Source organism: Hominiventricola filiformis (assembly GCF_020686965.1).
GTDB lineage: Bacteria > Bacillota > Clostridia > Lachnospirales > Lachnospiraceae > Hominiventricola > Hominiventricola filiformis.
This window is the reverse complement of the sequence record NZ_JAJEPS010000009.1, coordinates 21,342-33,475: the sequence shown is the minus strand read 5'-3', so window position 1 is coordinate 33,475 and position 12,134 is coordinate 21,342. Positions and strand designations below refer to the sequence as shown.

Annotated in this window: 8 protein-coding genes and 2 tRNA genes; all 10 read left to right on the top strand. The window is 47.1% G+C overall.

Translation table 11 applies throughout. The annotated features are described in order from the left end of the window. Positions 1-41 precede the first annotated feature (41 nt). Positions 42-3,524, top strand: a complete 3,483-nt coding sequence (locus LKD36_RS10070; RefSeq protein ID WP_308459514.1) for a DNA polymerase III subunit alpha — start codon at positions 42-44, stop codon at positions 3,522-3,524. Positions 3,525-3,573: 49 nt separating this feature from the next. Continuing rightward, on the top strand, positions 3,574-4,548 hold the full coding sequence (gene pfkA / locus LKD36_RS10065; protein WP_308459513.1) for a 6-phosphofructokinase: 975 nt from the start codon (positions 3,574-3,576) through the stop codon (positions 4,546-4,548). Further along, a complete protein-coding gene (locus LKD36_RS10060; RefSeq protein WP_308459512.1) occupies positions 4,548-5,324 on the top strand; it encodes a TrmH family RNA methyltransferase in 777 nt (258 codons plus the stop codon). Before pfkA ends, LKD36_RS10060 begins: the two co-directional genes overlap by 1 nt. 178 nt (positions 5,325-5,502) lie before the next feature. Continuing rightward, positions 5,503-6,519, top strand: coding sequence for a cell wall hydrolase (locus LKD36_RS10055; RefSeq protein WP_308459511.1), 1,017 nt, complete (start codon positions 5,503-5,505; stop codon positions 6,517-6,519). A 199-nt stretch (positions 6,520-6,718) separates the two neighbouring features. Then, positions 6,719-6,789, top strand: a tRNA-Gly gene (locus LKD36_RS10050). A gap of 29 nt (positions 6,790-6,818) precedes the next feature. Further along, positions 6,819-6,890, top strand: a tRNA-Gly gene (locus tag LKD36_RS10045). Between the two features lie 237 nt (positions 6,891-7,127). Next, positions 7,128-8,834 carry a B12-binding domain-containing radical SAM protein gene (locus LKD36_RS10040; RefSeq protein ID WP_308459510.1) on the top strand — a complete coding sequence of 569 codons (1,707 nt, stop codon included), beginning with the start codon at positions 7,128-7,130 and terminating at the stop codon, positions 8,832-8,834. Next, on the top strand, positions 8,824-9,555 hold the full coding sequence (locus LKD36_RS10035; protein WP_118771149.1) for an exonuclease domain-containing protein: 732 nt from the start codon (positions 8,824-8,826) through the stop codon (positions 9,553-9,555). The genes LKD36_RS10040 and LKD36_RS10035 overlap by 11 nt, the downstream gene beginning before the upstream one ends. Positions 9,556-9,681: 126 nt before the next feature. Next, a complete protein-coding gene (locus LKD36_RS10030) occupies positions 9,682-11,130 on the top strand; it encodes a VanW family protein (protein ID WP_308459509.1) in 1,449 nt (482 codons plus the stop codon). A gap of 17 nt (positions 11,131-11,147) precedes the next feature. Beyond that, the gene (locus tag LKD36_RS10025) at positions 11,148-12,134 is read left to right on the top strand and encodes an AIR synthase family protein (RefSeq protein ID WP_308459508.1); all 987 of its coding nucleotides are present in this window, start codon (positions 11,148-11,150) and stop codon (positions 12,132-12,134) included.

The following is a 12,134-nucleotide window of genomic DNA, read 5'->3' as shown; positions in this document are numbered from 1 at the left end:
ACTCTCGCAAGTGAGAAATTTTCTTAATGAGGACAGAGAACATGAATTTTGTACATCTGCATGTACACACGGAGTACAGTCTTCTGGACGGCTCTAATAAGATAAAAGAATATGTGGCGCGGGTAAAGGAACTGGGTATGAACAGCGCAGCCATCACGGATCACGGCGTCATGTATGGCGTGATTGATTTTTACCGGGAAGCGCGGGCACAGGGCATCAAGCCGATTCTTGGCTGCGAGGTTTATGTGGCACCGGGTTCCCGTTTTGATAAAGAAGCAGCCGGCGGCGAGGACAGATATTATCATCTGGTGCTGCTTGCTGAAAATAACCAGGGCTATCAGAACCTTATGAAGATCGTATCTACGGGCTTTGTGGAAGGTTTTTATTATAAACCACGGGTAGATAAAGAAGTATTAAGAAAATACCATGAAGGAATTATCTGTACCAGTGCATGTCTGGCAGGCGAGGTACAAAAGTATATTCAGAGAGGAATGTACGAGGAAGCCTGCAGGTCTGCGAAGGAGTATGAAGAGATCTTTGGAAAGGGAAATTTCTTTCTGGAACTTCAGGATCACGGGCTGCCTGAGCAGAAACAGGTGAATCAGGCACTGCTCAGAATGAGCAGAGAACTGGGAATCGAACTGGTAGCGACCAACGATATCCATTATACTTATGCGGAAGATGTGAAACCACATGATATTCTGCTCTGTCTGCAGACTGGAAAACGTCTGTCAGATGAAGACAGGATGCGCTATGAAGGAGGGCAGTATTATGTGAAATCTCCTGAGGAGATGGCCCGGTTATTTCCTTATGCGCTGCAGGCACTGGAGAATACCCAGAAGATCGCTGACCGGTGTAATGTGGAGATAGAATTCGGTGTAACAAAACTGCCGAAATATGATGTGCCGGAGGGATATACCTCCTGGGAATATCTGAATAAAATGTGCTGGGATGGATTCGCAGAGCGTTATCCGGATGATGACGGCCATCTTAAAGATCAGCTGACCTATGAGCTGTCTATTATCCAGAAGATGGGATATGTGGATTATTTCCTGATCGTATGGGATTTTATCAAATATGCCAGAGACCATGGCATTGCCGTGGGACCGGGACGTGGTTCCGCAGCGGGAAGCCTGGTTTCCTATACTCTTGGAATCACCAATATTGACCCGGCAAAATATCAGCTGCTGTTTGAACGTTTCCTCAATCCGGAACGAGTCTCCATGCCTGATATCGACGTGGATTTCTGCTTTGAACGGAGGCAGGAAGTCATTGACTATGTCGTACGGAAATACGGAAAAGACCGGGTGGCACAGATCGTAACCTTTGGTACGCTGGCAGCAAGGGGAGTGCTAAGAGACGTAGGTCGTGTCATGGATCTGCCCTATGCATTTGTGGATTCTATTGCCAAGATGGTTCCGCAGGAACTGAATATTACGCTGGATAAGGCACTGCAGATGAATCCGGAATTTCGGAATCTCTATGAGACTAATGAGCAGGTAAAAGAACTGGTCGACATGTCAAAACGTCTGGAGGGTCTTCCGCGCCATACTTCCATGCATGCAGCAGGTGTTGTGATCAGCCAGAAAGCAGTGGATGAGTATGTGCCCCTTTCCCGGGCATCAGACGGCTCTGTGACGACGCAGTTTACCATGACGACACTGGAGGAACTGGGACTTCTGAAAATGGATTTCCTGGGACTCCGCACGCTGACGGTGATTCAGAATGCCGTGCAGATGGCAGAGACGAGCAACGGCGTAAAGATCGATATAGACCATATTGATTATGATGACAAGGCGGTACTGGATTCCCTGGGAACAGGAAAGACCGACGGAGTGTTCCAGCTGGAAAGTACGGGCATGAAGAATTTCATGAAGGAGTTGAAACCGCAGAGTCTGGAGGACATTATCGCAGGTATTTCTCTGTATCGTCCTGGCCCTATGGATTTTATCCCACAGTATATCCGGGGTAAAAATAATCCTGACAGTATTACTTATGACTGCCCGGAGCTGGAATCCATACTGGAGCCGACTTATGGATGTATTGTGTATCAGGAACAGGTTATGCAGATCGTGCAGAAACTGGCAGGTTATACACTGGGCCGTGCAGATCTGGTGCGCCGTGCCATGTCCAAGAAGAAGGCCGCCGTCATGCAGCAGGAGCGCCAGAATTTTGTCTGTGGAAATGAAGCTGAGCATGTGCCGGGCTGCATTTCCAATGGCATCCCGGAAAAGGTGGCCAACAAGATCTATGATGATATGATCGATTTTGCAAAATATGCATTTAACAAATCCCATGCGGCGGCTTATGCGGTAGTGGCATATCAGACGGCATGGCTGAAATATTATTACCCGGTAGAATTTATGGCAGCGCTGATGACGTCAGTTATTGATAATTCTACGAAGGTGTCCGAGTACATTCTGGTATGCCGTCAGATGGGAATTCAGATTCTGGCGCCGGATATTAATGAAAGTGTCGGCGTATTTTCAGTATCAGACGGAGCCATCCGGTATGGATTGAATGCGATTAAGAGTGTTGGAAAACCGGTGATTGAAGAACTGATCCGGGAACGGGAAGCCGGAGGGCCTTTTAAAGATCTGGCAGACTTTATCGACCGCACGTCCGGAAAAGAAGTGAATAAGAGAACCGTGGAAAACTTTATCAAGGCGGGTGCGTTCGACAGTTTTGGAGCTAACCGCCGTCAGATGATGATGATCTATGGTCAGATGATGGATGATGCGGCACAGAAGAAAAAGAAAGATTTTGCAGGTCAGATGAGTCTCTTTGATTTTGCTGCGGAGGAGGATAAGGCATCCTTTAAAGTGAAGATACCGGATGTGTCGGAGTATTCCAAGGAAGATCTGCTGGCATTTGAAAAGGAGGTACTGGGATTTTATATCAGCGGACATCCGCTGGAAGAGTACGAGGAGCAGTGGAAGAATGGAATTTCCCATGTGACGACGGACTTCCTGCCGGTGGAAGAAGGGGAACTTCCCAAAGTACATGACGGAGAACGGGCGATCGTTGGCGGCATGATCACGGCGAAGACCATGAAGGCAACCAAGACCAACAAGATGATGGCGTTTCTGAATGTGGAAGATCTGGTCGGAAATGTGGAAGTCATCGTATTTCCGAGGGATTATGAGAAGAATGCGGCACTGCTCAATGTGGACAGCAAAGTATTTGTAAGCGGCCGCATTTCCGCAGAAGAAGATAAGGCCAGCAAGCTGATCTTGGAGAAAATCGTACCATTTGCGGTGGCATCAAAGGAGTTATGGATTCAGTTTGCGGATATGGAAGAGTATCAACGGCGGGAAAAAGATCTCTACCGGCTTCTGATGGACAGCGAAGGAGACGATCAGGTGGTCATCTATGTAAAAAAAGAAAAGATGAAGAAGGTGCTTCCGATGAGCAGGAATGTTCGTGTAAACGAAGAACTCCTTGAAAAACTGTACCGGGAATTTGGCGAGAAAAACGTGAAAGCTGTTCAGAAGCGTATTGAAAATACAGTAAAAATGAATTAGAATGAATAGAGACTTGTTTTTTGGATAACTGTTTGCGGAGGAACGAACCATGGCAAAAGAGATAAAGACAATTGGAGTTTTGACAAGCGGCGGTGACGCACCGGGAATGAATGCGGCAATCCGGGCAGTCGTAAGAAAAGCCTGTGCTGCAGGAAAGAATGTAAAGGGTATCCGGAGAGGCTATCAGGGTCTTCTGGAGGAGGATATTATTGATATGTCCAGACATTCCGTGAGCGATATCGTGGACAAGGGCGGCACCATTCTGTTTACAGCCCGCTGCTCAGAATTCCGCACGGAAGAAGGACAGAAGAAAGGTGCGGAAATCTGCAGAAAACATGGTATTGATGGACTGGTTGTTATTGGCGGTGACGGTTCCTATGCAGGAGCACAGAAGCTTGCAGGACTCGGCATTAACACTGTTGGTGTGCCTGGAACCATTGACCTGGATATTGCATGTACCGAGTATACAATTGGTTTTGATACAGCAGTAAATACTGCCATGCAGGCGATTGATAAGGTAAGAGATACTTCTACTTCTCATGAACGCTGCAGTATCATTGAGGTTATGGGAAGAAATGCAGGTTATATTGCACTTTGGTGCGGTATTGCAAACGGTGCAGAGGATATTCTGATTCCTGAGAAATATGATTATGATGAGCAGAAAATTATTAATCATATTATCAGCAACCGAAAAAAAGGTAAGAAACATCATATTATTATTAACGCAGAAGGAATCGGCCACTCTACATCCATGGCGAGAAGAATCGAAGCAGCGACCGGAGTGGAGACAAGAGCAACGATTCTGGGTTACATGCAGCGAGGCGGAAGCCCGACTTGCCGTGACCGTGTCTATGCGACCATGATGGGCTCTATGGCAGTAGATCTTCTCTGCGCAGGAAAGAGTAACCGCGTGGTAGGATTTAAACATGGTGAATTTTGTGATTTTGATATTGATGATGCACTCGCAATGCAGAAAAACATATCGAATTACATGATTGAAGTCGCAGGAGATATGGCGAAATAATGATTACAAGCACAGCAAACCCGCAGGTGAAGAACCTGCAGCAGTTGATGAAAAAATCCTCAGTCCGCAGTGCACAGGATATCTTTCTTGTAGAAGGCATGAAGATGTACCTGGAAGCACCGCGGGAGCGGATTCATAAGATTTATGTTTCAAAAAGCCTGTATGAGGAAAAAGGACAGGCTTTTTTTGACGGCGTTCCTATGGAAGTACTGGATGACCGTGTCTATGCAGCAGTCAGTGATACAAAAACACCGCAGGGAATTCTTTGCCTGCTCAGACAGTATCATTATACACTGGAAGACCTGACAAAAAAGAAAAATCCGTTTCTTCTGATCCTTGAGAACCTGCAGGATCCTGGTAATCTGGGAACCATTCTCAGAACGGCGGAAGGAGCCGGGGCAGATGGAATTATTCTGAGCATGGATTCTGTGGACATCTACAATCCGAAGACCATCCGTGCTACGATGGGGGCAGTCTATCGTATGCCGTTTTTCTATGTAGAAGATTTAAAGGTATTTCTTCCGGAACTTGAGCAGAGAGGAATCCGCACATACGCTGCTCATCTGCAGGGAAAGAACTGTTATGATGAGGAAGACTACAAGGGTGGAACTGCATTTCTGATCGGCAATGAAGGAAATGGCCTGACAGAAGAACTGAGCAGTAAAGCGGATGTGTGGGTACGGATTCCTATGCACGGAAAACTGGAGTCTTTGAACGCGGCGGTAGCGGCATCTATCCTCATGTATGAGGTGTGCAGACAGCGCCGGAAAAAATAAAAAATCTGATAAAGTCGTCCTGCGAGGGCGGCTTTTTTTGAACACTTTTTTTACTGTGTGAAAATGGACAAAAATTCAGAAAGTTGACAAATATATTATTTTCTGTTAGAATCTCTGTAATATATGTAACAATTCTGTAATATCTTTAACGGGACGCAATATTATAGGAGGAATTCGTATGTTAAAGAGAGGGATGTTGATCCTGGGGCTGACGGCTATGTGGCTGGGACTGACAGGTTTTGCGAGTCTTGGTACAGAGGGGGAAGGAAGTCTTAGTTCTGTGCTGGAGGATTTGACAGCAGAACAGATGGATGAAATACTTGCCGGAGGAGAATGGACCGGACGCGTTATGGCGAAAGTGGATGAGTCTGTCAGTATCAGGAAAGAAGCCAGTACGGATGCTGCTGTAGTCGGCAAGTTTTTTAAGGGGGATGCAGGCGATATTATAGACCAGGCAGACGGCTGGACAGAGATTCAGTCCGGAGACGTGACCGGATGGGTCAGTGATGAATACTTGGCATTTGGTGAGGAAGCAGCAGAACGTGCGTCGGAAGATGTACCGAAAGTAGCAACAGTTGTGGCAGATGCTCTGAAAGTCCGGGATGAAGCCAGTACGGATGCGCCGGTCATTGACCTTATCGGACGTGGTGAGAAGATAGAAGTCGGAGAGGAAGAAGACGGATGGCTTCAGATCATCTATTCTGACGGAGAGATGGATTACATTTCCGCAGAATATGTGGAAGTATCTTATGAGTATGGTCAGGCAAAGACCATGGAGGAGATTGAAGCAGAGGAAGCGGCGAAAAAAGCAGAAGAAGAGAAAGCGAAACGGACAAAAAATCTGGGAGCTATCTCCGCGAGTACGGATGAGGTGACACTCCTTGCAGCACTGATTCAGGCAGAGAGCGGAAACCAGCCCTATGAAGGACAGCTGGCGGTAGGAGCTGTGGTTATGAACCGTGTAAAAAGCGGCGGCTATCCTAGCAGCATTCAGGGCGTTATTGCCCAGCCGGGACAGTTTGGTCCGGCAGCAACCGGAAGGGTTGCTTCTATTCTGGCAGCAGGTCCCAAGGCCAGCTGTATGCAGGCGGCACAGGCAGCTATTAATGGCGAGACTGTAGTCGGAAGTGCGACACATTTTAAACGTGCGGGCAGCACTGACGGAATCGTTATCGGAGCACATGTATTCTACTAGTAAATCAGAGGAGTTCCTGCTGTGTGCAGGACTCCTTTTGTATAAAATTAAAAAAATAAAAAAATTTTAAAAAAGTAGTTGACAGGGGCTTTGATTTATAGTATGATACCACTTGTCGCGAGCGAGAGACAACAAATCGTAAACAACCCGAAAGGGTTTTTACATATAACAGCAAAACCCGAAAGGGTTTCACATATATGCGGGTGTAGTTCAATGGTAGAACACTAGCCTTCCAAGCTAGATACGTGGGTTCGATTCCCATCACCCGCTTCGCTCGAAAGAGCTTTACATATAAATATGCACGAGTGGCTCAGTGGTGGAGTATCGCCTTGCCAAGGCGAGGGTCGCGGGTTCGAATCCCGTCTCGTGCTCTTACTTTTAAGGAATCCTTGGAGACAGGGGTTCCTTTTGTTTTATATACAAATGTATACAGAAAAACGGGCAAAATAAAAAGACCTTGCGGTCTTGAATTTTTTCGAGGGAGTGGGGACTCTTTCGAGCCCCCTAAAGTGTTATGAATGAAATACTGATGTGTTCCTGTTACGAGTATTATAATAGCAGGGAATTGTGACCAAAGTGTGGTCACAAAATAAAGGATTTCTAAAAAGATGAAAGAAAAACGGAACAGAAAGGGAAAATCCATGAAAAAGATATTGCTGGTGGCAATCAATGCAAAGTACATTCATTCCAATCTGGCGGTGTACAGTCTGAAGGCGGCAGCCGGGAAATATGGGAATCAGATTGAGATCGCAGAATATACCATTAACCAGCAGCCGGACCAGATACTTGGAGATATTTACCGGAGAAAGCCGGATGTGGCGGCATTTTCCTGTTATATCTGGAATGGAAAACTGATAGGAGAGCTGATGCAGGAACTTCCGAAAATACTTCCGCATACAGAGATCTGGGCAGGTGGCCCTGAGGTGTCCTATGATGCAGAAAAGTTCCTCAAAAAACATCCGGAAATACGGGGAGTCATGAGAGCCGAAGGAGAGGGAAATTTTCCGAAGCTCGCTTCTTATTATATAGAAGAAACAGGCGTGCTTTCTGAGATTGAGAATCTGACTTATCGTGATATGGACGGAAACATCTGCGAGACGCCATGGGCAGAACCGATCTCCATGGATGAGATGCCTTTTGCCTATGAAAATCTTCATGATTTTGAACATAAAATTATTTATTATGAGTCCAGTCGTGGATGCCCGTTCCGGTGCAGCTACTGTCTGTCCTCTATTGATAAGAGAGTCAGATTCCGGAGTCTTGCTCTGGTGAAGAAGGAGCTGCAGGTATTTCTGGATGCGCGAGTTCCACAAGTGAAATTTGTAGATCGTACATTCAACTGTAACCCCAGGCGAACGGTAGAATTATTGAACTGGATTCAGGAACATGACAATGGAGTGACCAATTTTCACTTTGAGATTGCAGCGGATATTACGACAGAAGAAGAACTGGCCATTATGGAACAGATGCGTCCGGGACTCATTCAGCTGGAGATCGGAGTACAGTCCACCAATCCGAAGACAGTGGAAGCGATTCACCGCACTATGGATCTTACGAAACTGGCGGAAGTGGTCAGCCGCGTAAAAGGTTTTGGAAATATTCATCAGCATCTGGATCTGATTGCAGGACTTCCGTATGAGAATCTGGAAAGTTTTCAGAAGTCCTTCGATGATGTCTATGGCATGCAGCCGGATCAGCTGCAGCTTGGATTTTTGAAAGTGTTGAAGGGCTCCGGTATGAAAGAAGATGCAGATGGCTACGAGATTCGTTACCATGAGCATGCGCCTTATGAGGTGCTGACGACCAGGTGGCTGAATTACGGAGAAGTCCTGACGTTGAAGGGTGTGGAAGAGATGGTGGAAGTGTATTACAACAGCCGCCAGTTTGACCGGACGATTGCGCACATTATGGAACAGTATGATTCTCCGTACCGTTTTTTTCTGGAGCTGTCAGAATATTATGAAAGAAAGGGATTATCCGGAATCGGCCATTCCAGAATTGCCAGATATGAGATCCTGAGGGCATTTCTGGAGGAGAAGAAGCTGAGCGGACCGGATAACGATCAGTGCATGGTGCTGGATCTGTACGCACGGGAAAATCTGAAGAGTCGTCCGGCATTTGCACCGGACTTAAGTCCGTATAAAGAGGAACTGAAAAATCTGACCAGAGATTATGGCAGACAGGTACATGTGGAAGTACTGGAGAAAGCATCCGGGCCGGAATATGTGATGTTTGATTATCGGAAGAGAGACCCACTGACCGGAGAAGCGTGGATGGAGGTACTGGGAGGAACAGGAGAACGTCATGACGGATAATTATATTGTTCTGGATACGGAGACAACGGGACTGAATCCTGCCAGAGATAAAGTGCTGGAAATCGGTGCGGCACGCATTGAACAGGGACGGGTCGTGGAAACTTTTGAGACGCTGATTGATACGGGAGTACCGATACCGGAGCGGATCACGGAACTGACGGGAATTACGGATGCGATGCAGGCAGAAGGAAAGAAGACGGAGGAAGCATTCCGGGAATTTTTTGATTTTTGCAAAGATCTGCCAATACTGGGCCATAATATTACGTTTGATTTCAGCTTTCTGAAACAGATGGCAGTGAATCTGGGATATTCTTTTGAAAAAGACGGAATAGATACATTGAAAATTGCCAGGAAGGTGCTGGCGGATCTGCCGTCCCGCAGACTGCCGGATCTGTGTGTCCATTACGGGATTGATCCGGGGCATTCCCACCGAGCCCTTGATGATGCACTGGCAACACATGAACTGTTGCAGAGGCTGTGGAAGGAATTCGGAGAGAAAGAACCGGATGCATTTGCTGCAAGACCGCTGCAGTACAGTGCAAAAAAGCAGAGTCCGATTACGGATTCACAAAAAGGATACTTGAATGATTTACTGAAATATCATAGAATAGATACAAATATTCGCATTGAGGATATGACAAAAAGTGAGGCGTCCCGGATGATTGACAAAATCATACTGAATTATGGCCGGATGCCGAAGAGCGGAAGGAGAACAGGATGAGTAATCGTTATAACAATTATGAGAAAAAGAGAAGAATTGTTGCCGGTGTGATCGTGGTAATTCTTGTAGTGGCTATGATACTGCCGCTTTTGGTTTACGCATTATAAAGAGAAAGAGGAGAATATTATGAAAAAGTGGTGGAGCGCGGCGGCAGTGCTTGTGAGTCTGCTGCTGATGTCGCTGGGAATGACTGTCTGTGCAGCTGAGTCCACGATTCTGAAAGGGATTACTATCGAAGGCGTGGATGTCTCAGGTATGACGAAAGATGAGGCAATGAACGCACTGACGGCTTATGAGGCGAAGCTGGGAGAAGAGACACTGACACTGAAGATTGGAGATCAGACGCTGGATGCACCGTTATCATCATTCGGAGTGACTTATTCCAATGAGGATGCAGTCACAAGTGCCCTGCAGGTGGGACGGACCGGTAATGTGGTGAAGCGCTACAAGGAACAGAAAGATCTGCAGCACAATGGCTTAAATTATACATTAAGCCGCACAGCCAATGAAGAGATGGTGCAGGTTTATGTACAGGATACTTGTACCAAGTATGACCAGGATGCAAAGAATGCTTCCCTGACAAGGGAAAACGGAGAGTTTACCTTTGTACCGGGAGAAGAAGGCCGGGAGATTAACGTAGACAGTTCTGTACGGGCTATTGTGGACTATCTGGAAAATGACTGGACAGATGGGGAAAATTTCCTGGAGCTTCCGGTACAGGTAACGAAACCGGAGGGAAGTGCAGAAGATCTTGCTTATGTAAAAGATCTGCTGGGATCCTTCACTACCAGCTTTTCTACGTCCAGTGCGGATCGTTCCAAGAATGTAAATAGCGGTGCAAAACATGTGAATGGAACGGTATTATATCCGGGTGAGACATTTTCTATGTATGAGACGGTAGCGCCATTTACTGCAGAAAATGGGTATGCCATGGCAGGCTCTTATCTGAATGGTGAAGTGGTCGACAGTATGGGAGGCGGTATCTGCCAGGTATCTACAACCCTTTACAATGCAGTTCTGAGGGCAGAGCTGGAAGTGGTGGAGCGTTCACCTCATTCCATGACCGTTCATTATGTAGAACTGTCTGAGGATGCAGCTATTGCCGGAACCTATAAGGATTTTAAATTCAAGAACTCTACGGAGTATCCGATTTATATAGAGGGATACACTACTTCTGATAAGAAGATTACATTTAATATCTACGGAAAAGAAACCAGAGACAGCAACCGGAGCATTTCCTTCGAAAGCGTTCTGGTAAATGAAGTAAAGCCGAACACCATCTTAAGAGATGATGCCGGACAGGGACTTGGTTATAAGAACGTATCTGCCGGAAAGACCGGATATGTGGCAGAGCTTTACAAGATCGTAAAGGTCAATGGTGTGCAGACAGACCGGATTAAGATCAATAAGAGTACTTACAAGGGCAGTGACCGTGTTGTTACCTATGGTACGGCAGGAGATCCGACGTTGTCGGAGAATCTGCGGGCGGCCATCGCAGCACAGGACGAGGCACTGGCGGACGCGAATGTAGCAGCGGCTAATGCAGCTGCGGCAGCTGCGGCACCGGTACAATAACGGAGGCGAAAGAACCCATGGAGATAGGAAAGATACCGGAAAGTATATTAAAAAGAGCAGTTTTCCGTCAGATTCATACCAAGAGAGATGAAGTGCTGGTAGGAGCCGGAGTGGGCGAGGACTGTGCAGTCATGCAGCTGGCGCCGGATGAAGTGTTTGTGCTCTCTACAGACCCGATTACGGGAACGGAGAAAGATATGGGAACGTTGGCCCTGCAGATTACGGCTAATGACCTAGCAAGCGCGGGAGCGGAACCGGTAGGAGTTCTTCTGACTGTTTTACTGCCGCCTTCTGCGGATGAGTCTCTGATTCGGAGGCTGATGCAGGAAGTGGAATGCGCCTGTGAGAAACTGCATATACAGGTAATGGGTGGACACACGGAGGTGACGGCAGTAGTCAATCAGCCGGTCATCTCTGTGACCGGAGTGGGTAAGGCAAAGAAAGACCGTCTGATCACCACCGGCGGAGCCCATGTGGGGGATGACGTGATCGTGACCAAGTGGATTGGAATCGAGGGAACCTCCATCATTGCAAAAGAAAAAGAAGAAGAACTAAAACAACATTTCACCGGAAGCTTTGTGGATCAGGCGAAAGCCTTTGATCAGTATCTTTCGGTGGTTCCAGAGGCCATGGTGGCTGTGGCTCATGGAGTCACGGCCATGCACGACGTAACGGAAGGCGGTATCTACGGAGCGCTCTGGGAACTGGCAGAGGCATCCGGCGTGGGACTGGAGATTGATCTGAAAGCAATCCCCATCCGTCAGGAAACCGTAGAGGTCTGTGAGCAGTTTCATCTGAACCCGTACCAGTTGATTTCCAGCGGTTCCATGCTGATGGCGGCACCCGACGGACTGGGTCTGGTGCAGGCACTGAAGAAAGCCGGAATTCCGGCGTCGATTGTAGGACGCTGCGTGGAAGGAAAAGCGAAGAAGATAGTGAACGGGGAAGACACTGCTTATCTGGAAAGACCGAAGACAGACGAATTATATAAGATATATGAGTAG

Bases quoted from the DNA above. Each gene is read 5' to 3' on its own strand.
- LKD36_RS10040 (WP_308459510.1), top strand. From the start codon at position 7,128: ATGAAAGAAAAACGGAACAGAAAGGGAAAATCCATGAAAAAGATATTG.
- LKD36_RS10035 (WP_118771149.1), top strand. From the start codon at position 8,824: ATGACGGATAATTATATTGTTCTGGATACGGAGACAACGGGACTGAAT.
- LKD36_RS10070 (WP_308459514.1), top strand. From the start codon at position 42: ATGAATTTTGTACATCTGCATGTACACACGGAGTACAGTCTTCTGGAC.
- LKD36_RS10030 (WP_308459509.1), top strand. From the start codon at position 9,682: ATGAAAAAGTGGTGGAGCGCGGCGGCAGTGCTTGTGAGTCTGCTGCTG.
- LKD36_RS10025 (WP_308459508.1), top strand. From the start codon at position 11,148: ATGGAGATAGGAAAGATACCGGAAAGTATATTAAAAAGAGCAGTTTTC.
- pfkA (WP_308459513.1), top strand. From the start codon at position 3,574: ATGGCAAAAGAGATAAAGACAATTGGAGTTTTGACAAGCGGCGGTGAC.
- LKD36_RS10055 (WP_308459511.1), top strand. From the start codon at position 5,503: ATGTTAAAGAGAGGGATGTTGATCCTGGGGCTGACGGCTATGTGGCTG.
- LKD36_RS10060 (WP_308459512.1), top strand. From the start codon at position 4,548: ATGATTACAAGCACAGCAAACCCGCAGGTGAAGAACCTGCAGCAGTTG.